Source organism: Bartonella sp. AA78NXGY (assembly GCF_042197005.1).
Classification (GTDB): Bacteria; Pseudomonadota; Alphaproteobacteria; order Rhizobiales; family Rhizobiaceae; genus Bartonella.
Genome location: NZ_JBHIRI010000009.1, coordinates 60,989 through 77,744, shown reverse-complemented (window position 1 = coordinate 77,744; position 16,756 = coordinate 60,989). Strand labels below are relative to the sequence as shown.

General features: G+C 38.4%; 15 protein-coding genes, 1 tRNA gene, 1 other RNA gene and 2 pseudogenes. 10 read left to right on the top strand and 9 right to left on the bottom strand.

Annotated features, from left to right (window positions below; genetic code table 11):
* Positions 1 to 13 precede the first annotated feature (13 nt).
* The 4 genes from ACFINL_RS06505 (at position 14) to ACFINL_RS06490 (ending at position 1,837) form a co-directional block, all read left to right on the top strand.
* Entirely contained in the window at positions 14 to 778 is a 765-nt protein-coding gene (locus ACFINL_RS06505; protein WP_375611646.1) for a lambda exonuclease family protein, read from the top strand.
* A 206-nt stretch (positions 779 to 984) separates the two neighbouring features.
* Positions 985 to 1,209 carry a hypothetical protein gene (locus tag ACFINL_RS06500; RefSeq protein ID WP_375651138.1) on the top strand — a complete coding sequence of 75 codons (225 nt, stop codon included), beginning with the start codon at positions 985 to 987 and terminating at the stop codon, positions 1,207 to 1,209.
* A gap of 79 nt (positions 1,210 to 1,288) precedes the next feature.
* Positions 1,289 to 1,621 (top strand): hypothetical protein, encoded by a 333-nt coding sequence (locus ACFINL_RS06495; RefSeq protein ID WP_375651134.1) that lies wholly within the window; start codon positions 1,289 to 1,291, stop codon positions 1,619 to 1,621.
* A gap of 63 nt (positions 1,622 to 1,684) precedes the next feature.
* Positions 1,685 to 1,837, top strand: coding sequence for a hypothetical protein (locus tag ACFINL_RS06490; protein WP_375651131.1), 153 nt, complete (start codon positions 1,685 to 1,687; stop codon positions 1,835 to 1,837).
* 390 nt (positions 1,838 to 2,227) lie between these two features.
* Here the strand turns inward: ACFINL_RS06490 and ACFINL_RS06485 are convergent.
* From ACFINL_RS06485 to ACFINL_RS06460, 6 genes and pseudogenes are all read right to left on the bottom strand, one after another.
* Positions 2,228 to 2,467: pseudogene (locus ACFINL_RS06485) on the bottom strand (DnaJ domain-containing protein); the annotation flags it as partial.
* A 228-nt stretch (positions 2,468 to 2,695) separates the two neighbouring features.
* Positions 2,696 to 2,872: a hypothetical protein gene (locus ACFINL_RS06480; RefSeq protein WP_375651127.1), complete on the bottom strand. Its 177-nt coding sequence runs from the start codon at positions 2,870 to 2,872 to the stop codon at positions 2,696 to 2,698.
* Positions 2,873 to 2,903: 31 nt separating this feature from the next.
* Positions 2,904 to 3,209 carry a hypothetical protein gene (locus tag ACFINL_RS06475; RefSeq protein ID WP_375651123.1) on the bottom strand — a complete coding sequence of 102 codons (306 nt, stop codon included), beginning with the start codon at positions 3,207 to 3,209 and terminating at the stop codon, positions 2,904 to 2,906.
* A 229-nt stretch (positions 3,210 to 3,438) separates the two neighbouring features.
* Entirely contained in the window at positions 3,439 to 3,972 is a 534-nt protein-coding gene (locus ACFINL_RS06470) for a hypothetical protein (protein WP_375651120.1), read from the bottom strand.
* Between the two features lie 94 nt (positions 3,973 to 4,066).
* Positions 4,067 to 4,804 carry a hypothetical protein gene (locus ACFINL_RS06465; RefSeq protein ID WP_375611651.1) on the bottom strand — a complete coding sequence of 246 codons (738 nt, stop codon included), beginning with the start codon at positions 4,802 to 4,804 and terminating at the stop codon, positions 4,067 to 4,069.
* Positions 4,805 to 6,558: 1,754 nt separating this feature from the next.
* Positions 6,559 to 6,633 (bottom strand) — tRNA-Thr (locus tag ACFINL_RS06460).
* Positions 6,634 to 6,809: 176 nt separating this feature from the next.
* Between ACFINL_RS06460 and ACFINL_RS06455 the strand changes: the two genes are divergently transcribed.
* The 6 genes and pseudogenes from ACFINL_RS06455 (at position 6,810) to ACFINL_RS06430 (ending at position 13,560) form a co-directional block, all read left to right on the top strand.
* On the top strand, positions 6,810 to 6,962 hold the full coding sequence (locus ACFINL_RS06455) for a hypothetical protein (RefSeq protein WP_375607050.1): 153 nt from the start codon (positions 6,810 to 6,812) through the stop codon (positions 6,960 to 6,962).
* A gap of 176 nt (positions 6,963 to 7,138) precedes the next feature.
* Positions 7,139 to 8,434, top strand: a complete 1,296-nt coding sequence (gene murA, locus ACFINL_RS06450) for a UDP-N-acetylglucosamine 1-carboxyvinyltransferase (RefSeq protein WP_375611654.1) — start codon at positions 7,139 to 7,141, stop codon at positions 8,432 to 8,434.
* 432 nt (positions 8,435 to 8,866) lie between these two features.
* Positions 8,867 to 9,259 (top strand): helix-turn-helix domain-containing protein, encoded by a 393-nt coding sequence (locus ACFINL_RS06445; RefSeq protein WP_375636922.1) that lies wholly within the window; start codon positions 8,867 to 8,869, stop codon positions 9,257 to 9,259.
* Positions 9,260 to 9,438: 179 nt separating this feature from the next.
* On the top strand, positions 9,439 to 9,909 hold the full coding sequence (locus ACFINL_RS06440; protein ID WP_375651116.1) for a helix-turn-helix domain-containing protein: 471 nt from the start codon (positions 9,439 to 9,441) through the stop codon (positions 9,907 to 9,909).
* A gap of 528 nt (positions 9,910 to 10,437) precedes the next feature.
* Positions 10,438 to 12,345 carry a Ti-type conjugative transfer system protein TraG gene (gene traG, locus ACFINL_RS06435; RefSeq protein WP_375651113.1) on the top strand — a complete coding sequence of 636 codons (1,908 nt, stop codon included), beginning with the start codon at positions 10,438 to 10,440 and terminating at the stop codon, positions 12,343 to 12,345.
* 859 nt (positions 12,346 to 13,204) lie between these two features.
* Positions 13,205 to 13,560: pseudogene (locus ACFINL_RS06430) on the top strand (helix-turn-helix domain-containing protein).
* Positions 13,561 to 13,898: 338 nt separating this feature from the next.
* Here ACFINL_RS06430 and ACFINL_RS06425 read toward each other — a convergent pair.
* The 3 genes from ACFINL_RS06425 to ssrS form a co-directional block, all read right to left on the bottom strand.
* Positions 13,899 to 14,720: a TIGR00282 family metallophosphoesterase gene (locus ACFINL_RS06425; RefSeq protein WP_375651110.1), complete on the bottom strand. Its 822-nt coding sequence runs from the start codon at positions 14,718 to 14,720 to the stop codon at positions 13,899 to 13,901.
* 18 nt (positions 14,721 to 14,738) lie between these two features.
* Positions 14,739 to 15,344: a 5-formyltetrahydrofolate cyclo-ligase gene (locus tag ACFINL_RS06420; protein ID WP_375611694.1), complete on the bottom strand. Its 606-nt coding sequence runs from the start codon at positions 15,342 to 15,344 to the stop codon at positions 14,739 to 14,741.
* A 550-nt stretch (positions 15,345 to 15,894) separates the two neighbouring features.
* Positions 15,895 to 16,055, bottom strand: a non-coding RNA gene (ssrS, locus tag ACFINL_RS06415) — 6S RNA.
* Positions 16,056 to 16,756 lie beyond the last annotated feature (701 nt).

The window sequence follows — 16,756 nt, the reverse complement described above, 5'->3', positions numbered from 1 at the left end:
GGGGAGAAATACTATGCCAATCATTATCGATTGTATTCAAGGAACAGAAGAATGGCAGCAAGCGCGTAATGGTTTGATTACGGCTTCGTTGTTTGAGATGGTTATGGCACGAACAAAACAAGGGCAAAAAACGTCACGCTATCAGAGTGTGATGATGAAATTGGCGGGAGAAAGAATTACAGGAAAAACTGTTGATGAAGGGGCAACACTTTCTATGCGACGTGGGACAGAATTAGAACCAATCGCACGACAGCTTTATGGGAAACTGACACATACAGAACCTGAATGTATTGGCTTTGTTTTGGCAGATGACCGCAGACAAGGATTTTCCCCCGATGCTTTTGTGGGAAAAAATGGCTTATTAGAAATTAAAACAAAAAAACCTGAAATTTTGATCCCTCATTTCATGCAAAAGAGCTTTCCAGCAGAACATAAAGCACAATGTCAAGGGGGATTATGGATTTCTCAACGCGAATGGGTGGATTTAATGCTCTATTGGCCGGATATGCCTCCTTTGATTAAACGGGCTTATCGTGATGAAGCATATATTTGCAAGCTTGAAAATGAAATTAGCCGTTTTAATGAGGCTTTGGAGAAGATGGTACAGCAAATTAAATCGGTTGAGACAGGTTTTCATATAAGAACAGAAATTGCTTTGAAGGAGGGAGAAAGCGGGGAGTTTGGAGCGCATGCAAGACGTATGCTGGAGGGCAAAACAAGAATGAGGCGGGCAAGAAAGGGATCTTGTGTAGCGTTGAGGAGAGGCAAAGTTCTATAAAAAGGAAAGAGCAGAGGGGGAAAAGAGCAAAGCATATGTTGGAAGAGGGTGCTAAATAAGGGGGCGCAAAGAGTGCAGGGAGCACAAAGAGCTTGGTCATGAATGTGAAAGCATGGTGGGAAAATGGGGAAAGAAAGGGTGCTTGGAGCGCATGCAAGGCGGCGCGGTATGCTGGAGGGGAAAACGAGAATGGGGAGTAAGGCTAAGTGTTCAGAGGTATGGAGGCTGTGATTTTGGGTGCTTTTGTGGTGAGTGTTGGGGGAGCCGCAATGAAAGGGCTGAGTTGCTTTTTCATTGTGGTGACAATGGTGTACGTTATGCTTTCGTTCTTGGGGGGAGAGAGCTTTGCGGGGGCTTGGGGGATTTTCTTAGCCGATATGGAAAAGGGGGAGATACGCGGCTTTGGGAAGAGAAATGTTGGAGCGGGATGAGGAGGAAATAGTGGGGATGAAGGGGGCAGGTCGTTATCCTGTGACTTGGAGTGACACGAAAGCATGCTAGAGAACAAAAATGAGGTTTAGGGGGAAGGGAAGCAGCAGTGCAGACAGGTTCCAACCTATAAAAAGGCACGTTCAAGGAGGAAAAGAGCTGGTTTTTGTGTTGGAGGAGGGTGCAAGCAAAGAGCGCAAAGAGTGCAGGGAGCACAAAGAGCTTGGTCATGAATGTGAAAGCATGGTGGGAAAATGGGGAAAGAAAGGGTGCTTGGAGCGCATGCAAGGCGGCGCGGTATGCTGGAGGGGAAAACGAGAATGGGGAGTAAGGCCAAGTTGTTTAGAGATATGGTGGTGTGATTTTGGGTGCTTTTGTGGTGAGTACTGTGGGGGAGTGGCAATGATGGGCTGAGTTGCTTTTTCATTGCTGTGACAATGGTGTACGTTATGCTTTCGTTCTTGGGGGGAGAGAGCTTTGCGGGGGCTTGGGGGATTTTTTTTAGCCGATATGGGAAAAGGATGTAGGGGCATGAGAAAAAGTCTGTGTGGAGTCAAGTGGGCTTGTTGGGGAAAAGATTGGGGGCAGGTTGTGGAAAAAAATAGAGGGGTGGAGGAAACGGGAGAATAAGAAAAGAACGGATAGAGACATTATAATCTTTATGTTTTTCTACACTACCTTGTTATAGAAAATCAAAAATTACCACACCTTGTGAATTCACTGCGGGACTGATCTTAAAGCTCTTCAAAAGCACTGATCAATAGATACTTCTCCATATAACTTTGATAAATGATATTAGTATGATCCCGAAGATAAATGCACCAATATTTACCAAATATCCTTTTATACTGATGAAAATTAATAACCCTATACTTATTATTCCTAGTGGTATATTCCACGTAAAAAACGAAATATAGGTATTATTCCACAAATAATGAAAATTACATTCATGATACTACCAATTACATGCTCGGTATTATCTTGTCGTCTGTTCTCTTGCTTTCTACTAATTTCAGAAGCCTTGTCATTATCTTTAAAAGTTTTATGATAGAACTGATTGTAAGCAGCTCTCTTTTGAGGATCTTTAAGAACTTCATAGGCTTCACAAATTTTTCTGAATTTTTGTTCTGCTTCGGTACTAGAATTATGATCAGGGTGGTATTGCAGAGCTAATTTACGAAAAGCAGATTTTATCTGTTTATCGTTGCATGCGTAGCTTACACCAAGAATTCCATAATAATCGTCTTCATTTACTATCATTAAATACAGCCACTTTGTGTATTGCTCTTATTTTATAAGATCGTTTAATTGATCTCTTTTGAATGTATCGACATGTGTTATTTTTATGTTAGAAATATGGTGAACATTGTATTGAGTGGCATGGCTGTACTTGGGGCTATTGTCTCTAAATGAGAGGAGATACAGTTCAAAACGCTTAAAAATGCAGGGTGTTTTTAATATTTTAGAAATATTTTTTACAAAAATAGATTAAAAGAGAGACGATAAATCAAATGTAAAAGGGACGGCAATAATAGCCAAGGTTGTCATTATTGTAAATAAACAGGCAGAAACCTTAAATCTAAAACGCCAAAGTAAACTTATGGGAACAGACATTATCGTTGTTATTACGAATGCTACGATAAACCATTGCAGGAATAAGTTCATTATATTAATTTCATTATTAAAATGATTTTGATTAAGACGATTTTGTTTTAGTTCTTCCTCTCAAAACACAATCGATAATAGAAAAGCCATGATAAACAGGAAATTTTCCACCTGGACAAGCGCTAACAGAAAATTGTTCAAGCTCTAACCATTCTCTTTCGCGTTCTTTTTCTAATAGCTTCTTTTTTATTTTCTGTCTTATATATTCTTTTGAAATACAATTGATCGGAGAAGTACTTCCAACAAAAAGACCATCTGTTGTACATCCACTCGTTGTATGATGCGTAAATAAAACAGCGCTTATTACGATAGCGAAGAAAATAAAGTGTTTAAACATAAGGTATTTATTGTCGTTTGTTTCTGATGAGCTTTTATAAGTCATTTCTGTTGAATAAATCAATATGTGTTATTTTGTGTTGGTAAAATACAACAAATTGTATGATAACGTTACTGTACTTTGGCACTCTGTATCTAAAGATGGCGATAGATAGTTCAAAGTGCTTGAAAATAAAAGATATCCTTTGAGAAGCACTTTTCATAAAGTTATGGAATGAATAGATCAAAGTTTATGGTAATTTTGTATATTCTATGATAACTTTGTATAAGATCTCAATTTCATGATCAAGTTTCTCAAGTTCTTTCTTGTTTTTAACTATACGCTCTTGATATGTCTCTATGTGTTTCATAAGGTTTGAGAGATGTGTATGCTTATGAGAGTGTTTTGCTTCATTCACATGTCGCATTGCATCTATTTCTAATTCTATAAGGGTGCACAGAGTATTAAATACATGATGTCGTTTTTTGATTATATTCTGCCATTTTTTTATTATATTGACATGTTTTTCATAGAGCGGTTGCGATAACTGCTGCTTGTTTTCCAAAAAAAATGTTTTTTCTATCCAGAGAATTTGGTAGAATTTTTCTTCCCACCAGCGACTTCCATTAACAAGGAAAATGCGGAAGAAACTCTCTCTTTCTGTAATTTCTTTTGAAGAGAACACTTCATTCGAATGAGTATATCCCTTTGAAGAATAAAAAAGATGCGTTGTTAAAAGAGCGATAATTAAGACGCTTCTCAATAAAGACTGTTTAATTAACATTGTTTTTTATACCCTCTTTGTGCCTGATTATAGTCATTGTGAGGGGGGCTTAATGGTTCTTTAGAAGTATTTTGAAAGGCATTTTATGATCCGTTTAAAGATTTTTTAAATACTGCTTCCATTTTTCAAAAGTGCTATATCTTACGGGCGGTTTTACATTTTCTTTGGGCATCATGGCAAGGTATACCTCTCTAGCCATAACGCACATTGTTGCTGTGTTTCTAAAACGAGTGAGTTCATTGCCTATTATGAGCAGCTCTGTCTGGAGAGTTTGTTCTTTTCGACTAATGCCATTAGGGGAATCCAAAAATTTTTCTGCGTACGCAAACATTGGATCATCAAAGTTTGTTTCAAACTTTGCTTTGAGGAAAATATTTTCTATATAATCCCAATTTTTCCTGTATTTCATCCCGTTAGCTTTAAAATCCTTCAGTCTTGTTGGTAAGTCGTTAAAGGTAAGTGTGGGCATCGTTTTATCACCTTGCCATAAATCAAAAAAACGTCCACAAAAAACAAGCAATATGTGATAATGTTTAAAAATATTGAATTCTGGAGGATTACTGGGCAATGTTATTAAATGCCTCCAAAATTGACTTTTGTCATGGGGTATGTCTACAGTCCATTCCATATACGCTTTTAAATATTCTACCTCTTTTTTTGCTTTTTCTAATTTCTGAGAATATGCTAAAGGAGTGTAATTTTCATGGACATATTTTTGGTAAAGCCTATCGTATTCAGCAAGGTCGCTTACTTGAGTACAACCCAATAATATGAATACAGAAAAAAACGTTATAAATATTATGACGTACGTTCTGAATAATAATTTCATCATTTTAACTTTTAATGATTATCATGAATATTTAATTGATTTCTGTTAAATAAATCAATATGTGTTATTTTTGTGTTGAAAATATACGTAAAAACGTATTTAATAAAAATGGTTATAGTGATCATAATGTGTCTAAATAAAGGTGTGGTACTGGCTAAAACCCCGCATATGTGGGGTTTTAGCTTATTGGAGGAGATATGACAGCAGAAAATATGCAGAATATATAAGGGGATCTGTAGACAAAATGGTTGTCCTAGGGTGGGGAGAGTAGGCAATATCCAAAATACTCCAAATGAAATATACTTGTTGTTGTTGTACATTCACGCACTTGTTTTAATAAAGATATCTCGCTCTAAGCTCATTTCACAGCCATTTTATGCCGGCGTTCATAAATTTCATACTGCCGCTTGTGAATAATATCGTGAGGGGTATAACGGTCAAGCCCCGTAAATTATAAACCCCAGAGGTTATAAAACCCTGTAGATTATAAACATTGCGCACCCTATCTTACTTTATGAAAAAGTAAGTTGGTACTATTGGGGGCCCGTTGCCAAAATTGCGGCATGGGCTGTAGCTCTTGAGACGATTCATAATCTCGTTTACTGGGAGGCTTCTTACGAAGAGATATGCTTTTCTTGGAAAGTTTCTCGCCATACGGATCTTTCTGTTTGTGAACTGTAAGCGAAGAGGAGTGATTGATTTCAATAGAATAGAGGGGGAGAGAATTTTTTGCTCTTCGGATTCTTATGCAAGAGGAATAACGCTATCTGTATCAATCAAAGTATTCGTATAAAAAAGATGCGTGTTGAAAGAGGGATGGCTTAGAACACGTGGAAAATCATAGTGTATAAAATTGGTAATGAGGGATCTTCTTTGAAACCGCGGGCTATCAATTTTCTGGTATATGGGATGTCTGGTATATGGGATTTTTGCCATATGGGAGCGTGGGGTGGCTTCTTGAAAGCTTCACTGTGGAGGGGTATCACTGTTTGTTTTTTTTCTTTTGGTAAGGGGTGGGGAGAATGGGAAAGGCGTTGAGAGGAGGTTCTGGAAATGGCTCTGTTAGATTTGTTGTAAATGACGAATAGGATCGATGAAGCTTATTCTAATTTTTACAGGGAATACTTGTGTTGCTTGAGGTGGGTAGAGAGGCTAGAAAGATAAGATTATTCATTTTGGGGCGGATAAAGGTATCAATGGGATATGTTCAAACAATGAGTTTATAATAATTCATTATTGAGATTTAATTTGAATTTCAATGAGAGCCCGAAATAGTGTGAGATGTTCTTATTTCAACCCTTCTTATTCAGACGCTCTTATATTGAATCAAGTAAAATCGTTTGTTTGCATATTACAAACAGGGTGAGCTTGTGGGGAAAAATATTCAAGAAATAAAATATTGAAAAAATAAAAATGCCTATACCGTCTCAAGTGCTAAGAGCTGTTGCAACAGTGAGGCTTGGTAAAGAGAAGGATAGGGGGACAATCTTACAGAAATGAAAGAGAGGGGAGGCAAGGAAAGGGGTGGGGGGATATTCTTTGGGGGGCGGTCAATTTCAAAAGCCGTTCGTAAGGCATTTTAGAGATTAAGCGTGGCATTGAGGCTCTTGATTTTGAAGCTACTGATTTTGAGGCTATTGAAGCGCATGGTTTAAAGGATGGAGGATTTGATGAAGCCGATGAAGGTTGGGGAAAAGATTTAGGCTTATAGGGAAGACTTATAAGGGCAAGAAGAGAGAGGCAAAAGAAGAATAAAATGGTGCTGCGAGAGAGGATTGAACTCTCGACCTCTCCCTTACCAAGGGAGTGCTCTACCACTGAGCTACCGCAGCCCTTTTCAATCTTTGCGCTGTCTTGTGCCATATTGTCAGAAAATAGGCAAGAGAACATTTGTATATTCTTGCAAGAAAACGTATCTTATGTCATGACATATGTTTCTTATATGCTTAAATATTTAAGGTTATGAGTTGCTTGGATAGAAGCTCAACACTGTTTAAAAGGTTGCGCAATGACACAAATGCATCAAAAACAAAAACAAAATGAAATTAATCATCAAGATGAAAAAGCAAAACGACGTCAAGAAAGATTGGCACAACAATTGCGTCAAAACCTGAAACGTCGAAAAGAGCAAAGCCGAAAAAGAGCACAACCAGAGCTCTAAAATGCAAAAAGCTCTAAAATGCAAAAAAATGTTTTTTAGTAAATTTTTGCAACCAAACTTCTCAATAATTTGTTCTCATAGTTAGAATGCGTTCTAAAACGATTAATAAAGCATAACTTCCCGAAGGGGGACAATCCTTTGGAAGGGCAGGCACAAAGGAAAAGAGGGAAAACACGATGGATTCTATTCAAATTGTTGGGGGAAAAAAACTTCAAGGAACAATTCCTATATCAGGGGCAAAAAATGCTGCATTGCCTCTTATGATTGCGGCGCTGCTTACAGAAGAAACGCTCACTTTAGAAAATATTCCGCATCTGGCCGATGTTGAATTGCTTATTCGTATTCTCAATAATCATGGTGTTGGATATGCCGTTGATGGACAAGAGTTTAACGATGAATGTGTGAATTCAAGAACAATTCATTTTACGGCGCAAAAAATAGCCACAACACGGGCACCATACGAACTGGTGAAAAAAATGCGTGCAAGCTTTTGGGTTATCGGACCACTGCTTGCACGATGCGCAGAGGCTTATGTTTCGCTTCCTGGAGGATGCGCTATTGGAACAAGACCTGTCGATTTTATCCTTGAGGGACTTAAAACTTTAGGCGCACAGATTACTATCGAAAATGGATATGTTCATGCAAAAGCGCTAAAGGGGTTAAAAGGTGCTCACTATCGTTTCCCTAAAGTCACTGTTGGTGGAACCCATGTGCTGCTGATGGCGGCGACAATGGCAAAGGGAACAACCACTCTTGAGAATGCAGCTTGTGAGCCAGAAGTGACAAACCTTATTCGAACCCTGAATGCTATGGGGGCTCAAATAACCGGTGAAGGAACAACAACGCTTACAATTGAAGGGGTTAAAAAACTCAACGGTGCTAGAGTACGCGTTATTGCTGATCGAATCGAAGCGGGAACATATGCAATGGCTGTTGCTATGACGGGAGGAGATGTCTTTCTTAAAAATGCAAATCCTAATCATCTCACAAAGGTGCTTAAGGTGCTCCAAAAAACAGGACTCGAGATTCAAATAGAACCTCAAGGAATTCATATTAAGCGAAATCCAAAGAACACCAAAATTATGCCCGTTGATATTAAAACAGGACCTTATCCTGCTTTTCCAACTGATCTCCAAGCGCAATTCATGGCGCTCATGACACGGGCTGAAGGAATCGCGCATATTACAGAGACGGTTTTCGAAAATCGTTTTATGCATGTTCAAGAACTCAATCGCTTAGGAGCACAGATAAAGCTTGATGGGCAGACGGCAACTGTCTATGGAACAGAGAATTTGCAAGGGGCTCCTGTCATGGCGACGGATTTGCGTGCTTCTGTTTCTCTTGTGATTGCAGCATTGGCAGCAAAGGGAGAAACAATCGTCAATCGTGTTTATCATCTTGATCGTGGATTTGAGAGATTGGAAGAAAAATTGGCTCGTTGTGGCGCAAAAATCCAACGTATCACAGTGTAAAGCTTTCAAAGATATGCTCCAAAGAATGGCTTTGAGAGGGGGTGATATGTTGTTAGGTGTGCTTTTGGGAGGTGTGATCTCAAAAATAAAGGGTTATTAGTCATCTCAATAAACGTGGGTTTTATTTCATGGTTTTGGAGTTTTTACGAGCGGGCATAAAAGTTTGAGAGGCGGGGGTGGAGCTCATAAAATAAAGACTGTTTTTAAATTTTATTGCTAATTTCCTGAAATTGCTTTATACCTTAAAGGGTAACTTTGGTCGTCTACGCAGCGATCAGTAGGGTCTGAAAGCCCTAAAGTTCAGTACATAAGATTAGCCTACTTTTGTAGGTATCCCGGGATTCCGGGAGTTTTTGCCATGTCCAGGTGCGATGAGCACTAAAAGCAAAAAAAGCTGACTGAACTCAGTACTTTCAGACTCCCGGAATACCAATGCGAGGGCGCTCGCAACCGGCAGGGGAGCTTGAAGTGAAAGCTAAAAATCCACACTTTAACGATATTTCGATAGGCAGAAAAATTCGCTTTAAAAGAACAATGATCGGGATGTCGCAAAAGAAATTAGGTAGCCAGTTAGGTGTGACTTTTCAACAAATCCAAAAATATGAAAAAGGCTCTAATCGTATAGGAGCTGGGCGTTTACAAGAAATTGCCGATATTCTTAATGTTCCCATTTCTTTTTTCTATACGGATCTCTCGACAAAAGAAAATGCCTTGTATTGCTGTGATGAAGGGATCGCAAGTAAAGAAGAGCATATCCTTTTGAAAAGTTTTAGAGAGCTCAAACCTCAAAAACAGAAAGCAATTTTGTGTTTGATTGTCTCATGAGATAAAAACACTGTTTTAATTTTTATTGCTGGTCTCCAGAAATTATTTTATGAACAAGCACCAAGGTTCTCGTCGTATAGTGTGGTTGAATGGTGGAACCCAAAGCCTGAAAATCCAAGATGAAACATTAGCCTGCTTTATAAGTATCGCGAGATTCCGGGAGTTTTTGCTATGTCCAGGTGCTCTCTAGCACTAAAAGCAAAAAAGCTGACTCGGATTCAGTGTTTTTGACTCCCGGAATACCAATGCGAGGGCGCTCGCAACCGGCAGGGGAGCTTGAAGTGAAAGCTAAAAATCCACACTTTAACGATATTTCGATAGGCAGAAAAATTCGCTTTAAAAGAACAATGCTTGGAATGTCGCAAAAGAAATTAGGCAGTCAGTTAGGGGTGACTTTTCAACAAATCCAAAAATATGAAAAAGGCTCTAATCGTATAGGAGCTGGGCGTTTACAAGAAATTGCTGATATTCTCAATGTTCCCATTTCTTTTTTCTACTCCGATCTCTCGACAAAAGAAAATGCCTTGTATTGCTGTGATGAAGGGATCGCAAGTAAAGAAGAGCACATCCTTTTGAAAAGTTTTAGAGAGCTCAAACCTCAAAAACAGAAAGCAATTTTGTGTTTGATTTCCTCCCGCTCTACGCTCTAAAGGATGCATATTCCTGACTTAAAGGCTGCTCTGTAAACAGTCCGGCTTCTGTTGGCGGGGGGGGGTGACCTACTCCTGACCCATTCATGTGGTTCACTTTAAAAAGGGCGTTACGGGGCAAGCCATGCCCATTTATTACACACTCTAAAAACACTTAATATGGAAAGTTTTACATGCCTTATATCACGGCTCTAAACAACAATGTTTTACGGCACAACATGATAAACCGCGCTTTTTTTTCAGTGAACACTAATGCGTATTGTTATTGGTTTTTTTTCTGTTAAGAAGCATATACAGTGTCGTAAAAGAGTTAAGTAAGAAATTTAAATAGCGCGTGAAGCATCAAAGAAACTTTGGAAAAATTCTTGAAAAAATTAGTTTAGGGGAGCTTTTTATAAAAGCCCGTCTTAGAGAGGCAGATAAGTCTTTCATCTTAAGATGGTTTGCTTTACATTTCAAAACTTGATAAAAATTCAAAAATTTCGAAAAAATAGGAAGAGAAGCTTTTTCTGGTATGCAGGGGGGAAAATGGTCAATAAATTAGACAAAAAACAGATTATATTTTTAGCATTGCCACTCATCTTTTCAATCATTGTAGCTTTTTTGGTCAATATAACCATCAATAACATTACAGAAAATGGAACGACGCCTGATGCTTATTGGTTTGTAAGATCAAAGCCACTGGATATTTTAATCCTTATTGCACTTTCATGTTCTTCATTCATCTTATTACAAAAAAGGCATACCAGAAAAAATATCATTATTTCATCCATGATCATCTTTGGTTTGTTTGCAACTTATTATAGTGCAAATGAATATATCAGACTTAGTCCCTATGTAGGTCAAAATAATATGACATGGGCGGATGTTTTTCCTTTCTTTGATAGGATGGTTTTAGGGGGTGTTGTTATTGGCGTTATTATCCTTGGTTACACGATAAAACTATCATTACCTAAAGCTTCACCTTTGAAAATTTCAAAAAATACGATCTTTGGTGGTGTTCAATGGATGAGTATGAAACGCCTTGAAAAGATTTTTCCTCGTGATGGCGAAGTCGTCATAGGAGAGCGCTATAGAGTCGACAAAGATATTGTTAAAGATGTCCCTTTTAATCCTAAAGACAAAACAACATGGGGAAAAGGTGGTCGCCAGCCATTGTTGACATACAAACTCAATTTTGATTCAACCCATATGTTATTTTTTGCTGGTTCTGGTAGTTATAAAACAACCAGTAATGTTATTCCAACTTGTCTCAAATATTCCGGTCCACTGATCGTTTTTGACCCTTCAACTGAAGTCGCTCCAATGGTAAAAAAAACAAGGCAGCTGTCAAACAGAAAAGTATACGTTCTTGATCCTCATGGTTCTTCAACGGAAACTTTTAATCCTTTAGATTGGCTGTTAGATGAAAATCTACCCCTTTATGAAAGAGAAGCGGGGTTGGTTGAAGTTGCTAGACTCCTTCTTTCTGAAAACGACAAATCAACTTCGACTGATCAATTTTTTGTATTACAGGCACATAATTTGTTAACAGGACTACTTGCGCATATTGTCTTTTCTGATGAATACACATTAAAGGAAAAAAACTTAAAAACCCTTCATACGATCATGTCAATGCCAGAACCATCCGTGATTGGAAAATTGCAATCTATACGATCAAATTCTCCATCCCAATTTATTCGTGAAACCCTTGGGGTGTTTACAAATATGGCTGAACAAACTTTCTCAGATGTCTATTCTACTGCTGCAAAAGATATACAATGGCTTTCACTCTCTAACTATGCAGATCTTATCAGTGGGTATGACTTTAAAACTAATGATATAACAAAAGGAAATATTGATATTTTTCTAAATATCCCCTCAAAAATTTTAAAATCTTATCCAGGTGTTGGGCGTGTCCTTGTTGGCTCTTTTCTCAGAGCTATGGAAGCTGCTAATGGTAATTATGCAAAAAGAGCGCTCTTTATTTTAGATAATGCTGATCTTTTAAGATATATGAACATTTTAGAAGAAGCACGTGATTGTGGACGCAAATATGGCATATCTCTCATGCTTTTTTACGAGTCTGTAGAGCAAATAGAACGTTATTTCGGTTCGTCAGGCGTTATGACATGGTTTGAAAATTGTGCTTTTGTAAGCTATGCCGCAATAAAAGATATTAAAACTGCTGAAAATATATCTAAGGCATGTGGTCAAATGACCATTGAAGTGAAAGATTCAAGCAAACCTCTAGGAGGATTCCATACAAGAGGGACAGAAAATATAAACACCCAGCATAGACCTTTAATATATCCACATGAAATAACACAAGAAATGCGAAAAGACGAACAGATTATTCTTATGCAAGGGCAACCACCTGTTCGTTGTGGACGCTCTATCTATTTTAGACGTAAGGATTTAACAGCTCTTGCTAATGAAAATAGCTTTTCTTCTTAATAAAGCACTTGTTTTTAGTTAAAATGAATAAAGTATTGTTGTATTTTTGGATGATATAATTAGAGATAAATCATTTTTATAATACATATTTTATAATATAGTGGCTTGAAAATGGGGGAGTCATAAACGATCTTTCTGCTAAGAATACAAACACCAAAAAAATTAAGACATAAAAAGAGTATCTTATCAATTATAATGCGTGGGGTGTTCAACATAACACGTAGAATATTCGTTTGGATATTTAAAAGGTTGCTTTACGCAATCTTCCTTATTTTATTATTCATTCGTAAACCAGTTTTTGCCTTCTTAAACTTCTTTGCTGGTGGCTTGGCTTTATTCCTATTTTTTCTTTTTTTCGGATACACGGCAGGAGCAGCACCCTATGAACACCAAACAGCAAGGGTCATTGGTGGTATCATCATGATATTTCTTTGCTTGTTTGCTAATGATGCCTATGAAAGGTTTTTACTACGTCTAGCATCTCCTGATTATGATCTTATACCTATTTCAATAAATAGAGCTCACTTCGTTCACACATAATTTAATCAAAAATGAGAGGTTATCTGCCTCTTATAAAAATACAAATAAAGACTGTTTTAAATTTTATTGTTAATCTTCTCCAATTCCTTTATACCTTAAAGGGTGACTTTGGTCGTCTACGCAGCGATCAGTAGGGTCTGAAAGCCCTAAAGTTCGATCATAAAATGAACCTACTCTTGTAGGTATCCCGGAATTCTGCGAGTTTTTGCTATGTCTAGGTGCTCTCTAGCACTAAAAGCAAAAAAGCTGACTGAACTCAGTACTTTCAGACTCCCAGAATACGCATAAGAGGCGCTCGCAACCGGCAGGGGAGCTTGACGTGCAAACTAAAAATCCACACTTTAACGATATTTCGATAGGCAGAAAAATTCGCTTTAAAAGAGCAATGCTGGGAATGTCGCAAAAGAAATTAGGTAGCCAGTTAGGTGTGACTTTTCAACAAATCCAAAAATATGAAAAAGGCTCTAATCGTATAGGAGCTGGGCGTTTACAGGAAATTGCTGATATTCTCAATGTTCCTATTGCCTTTTTTACGCTGATCTCTCAACAAAAGAAAATGCTTTGTATTACTGTGATGAAAGGATTTCAAGTAAAGAAGAGCATATCCTTTTGAAAAGTTTTAGAGAGCTCAAACCTAAAAAGCAAAAAGCAATTTTAAGATTAAATTTTCGTTAGAATCAAAAAAAAGATTAAAGAGGCTCTTGCTAAATAATAAATTATTATATAAAGCTTTTTCTAGAGAAGGGGGTTAACATTTCTCCTCCCCCCCCCCCGCAGAAATGTCCAAATAAAACCTCCTTCTCATCGTTTTAAAAATCACGAAAAATTTTATCCTTTATCCTTTATTTTTTTAAAAGAGTGACTTATTTGTGCTAGAATAGTTGCTGTATTAGGCAAATTGGAGGGCGGGGTGTTTTTAGGATTTGGGAAGGGCTGGAAAAGTCGTCTTGCCAAATAGAGTTCTCAAAAGAAAATCTTGGAAAGAAACTATCAAAGGGGCGGCTTAAAAGAAGCTACCAAAAATCCGGAACTTCAGGCTTTAAATGAGGACCAATCCGTACCGCCGAGACCTTTTCTGCTAAACCTGTGCGATCTGAAATCTCAACCGCTAAACCACAAAGGGTGGCGGGACCACACGCCGGTTCAAAACGATCTTGCTTCGTCTTATAAAGAAAACGGTGTAAGGGTTCTTCTTTATCCATTCCAAGAGAGGAGTTATAATCTCCACACATGCCTGCATCTGTTAAATAGGCGCTCCCACCTTCTAAGATCTGCGCGTCAGCCGTGGGAATATGCGTATGGGTGCCAACGATAACACTCACACGACCATCAAGAAAATGGCCAAAACATTGCTTCTCGCTTGTCGTTTCTGCGTGAAAGTCAAAAATAATCGTATCGGCTTGCTCCATCAACGAACAGGCAAGCAGAATATTTTCCGCTGTTTCAAATGGATCTTCTACTTTACACGGCATAAAAACGTTGCCCAACAGATTGGCGACAAGAACACGGGCGCCATTTTTTGCCGTAAAAACACCAGAACCTTTTCCAGGAGTTTCTTTCGAAAAATTGGCAGGGCGTAAAAAACGATCACTCTCATGGGCATACTGCAATGCTTCTTTTTGAGAAAAAGCATGATTACCTGTGGTGACAACATCAACACCGGTCATCAAAAGATCTTGATACGTTTCTTGTGTGAGACCAAAACCACCAGAGGCATTTTCACCATTTACCACAACAAAATCAAGCTGCCATTTCTCAATCAGTTGAGGAAGGTATTCAAAAACAGCTTTACAGCCTGTGCTACCAACAATGTCACCTAAAAATAAAAAACGCATAGGCGCTTTAATCACATTTTAACATTTTAAGAAACCTTTTTCTGTAAAAATTCCTTGTACCTGTAGATCATATTCTGTCGGAGGAATAGAGGAAACCTCCTGACATGAAAATCCTATGCCCCATAATATCATTTGATGCCCTTGTTTTTCAAGAGCTGCAACAGCACGGTCATAGTATCCTCCTCCATAGCCAAGACGGTGACATTGACGATCAAATGCAGAAAGCGGAACAATAATATTATTGGGGGCAACAACGTCATTGTCTGCACCCGGACCAAAGGTGCCAAAACGCATGGGCTCTAAAATTGTGCTGGGCAAAAATGCACGGAAAATCATGGTGGTGGAATCAAGAACTGCTGGTAAGGCTAAATGCCCACCGCGTAACGCTACAGCATCCAGTAAAGGACGCGGGTCAATTTCCGATTTAATGGGCCAATAGCCTGCTAAAATGAGGCGTGAAAAATCGGTTCCCTTCTTTTCAAGGTATTCAATAAAGTGGCAACAAGCACGCTGCGAAAAGAGTGCACGCTCTTCTGTTAAAAGAGCATCACGACGCGATAAACCGCTTTTGCGTTGCTGTGTGCGAAGGGATGAAGCAGATTCATAGAGGGGATTATTTGTCATTGTCTCGTCAATTGTTTTATAAGATGCTGGTATTTTATCCATTGTTGGCGTTTTGTAAATCTCTGTATGGACAAGAGCTGTGCTCATGAAAAAAAAGCATGAAAAAAAGTGTGTGCTCTTTAGGGGGTATTTTGGTGCGACAAGCCGCTTTTGCGTTGCTTACGTGCGAAGGGGTGAAGCAGATTCACAGAGGGGATTATTTGTCATTGTCTCGTCAATTGTTTTATAAGATGCTGGTATTTTATCCATTGTTGGCGTTTTGTAAATCTCTGTATGGACAAGAGCTGTGCTCATGAAAAAAAAGCATGAAAAAAAGTGTGTGCTCTTTAGGGGGTATTTTGGTGCAACAAGCCGCTTTTGCGTTGCTTGCGTGCGAAGGGGTGAAGCAGATTCACAGAGGGGATTATTTTGTAAGTGCTGTCTGTTTTATAAAATAAAGCTTATCGTAATTTTTATTTCTTGAAAAGAGAGTATCGTCATTGGTCTTATGTAAAAGGACGCTCTCAATTTTAGCTGGAAAAATTTGATGTAAAAAAGTTATATAAATAAAGGGTGATCCACAACAGCCGATGGAAAAAGCTGATCCCGGGAACCTATACAAATAGGTGGGCGCCATATGAAAAAGCCCACGGGCTTGATCAGGGACAGCTCCCTTGGAGATCATTAAGGTCTCAGGAATACATTATTTCCTGTCGAGAAGCGCAGAACACCCTCCTTAATATAAAACAATTTCAGAGTTTCTGCTAGAGATAAAATAACCTCGCTCTCTTCTTTTTCATAAAGTATTTCAGGAGAGATTGATGATATTGTCGGTGGTTGCTCGAAATGGCTGTATGATGGATGGCTTATTCAAAGTAAAAAAGCAAAAAATATGAGTGGGGGTGGGTGATTGAGTGACGCAGAACGGTTTATTGGCAATGGCTTGATTAGCTCTTTTGCGACAATGCTTGATTTTTATGTTTCGTGGTAATGCTTGGAGGAGTTTTGAAAGGAATATTTCTTATTCAAGGATGTTAGTTGAATTGGTGTTGCACCTTTGAAGTTTTTGCTTTGTGAAGCCATATTTCAGGGCTGTTTTATCAACTTTGAGGGGTGGAGGAGAGCCGATACGGTATGTGCTGCTATGGTTGAAGCTCAAAAATAAAAAACAGACGATGACAGTTTATCAGAGGCGCTAAGCGATGTTTTAAGCTTTTTTCAAAAAATATTTTTTGAGGATCGTGTTTTATCATCTTTTTATCCATGATGGAAGGTGTGAAAAGAAGAAACGGTGTGAAGAGGACTTAGGCGTGAAGCCCGTATGCTTGCTATGAGAAGAAATTCTGTAGGGAGTATATTGGCAGTGTTTGGAAGATGCCTGCAATACAAAAAAGGTCCAAATTCAAAAAAAGGCACTGTGAATTGTGTGGGGG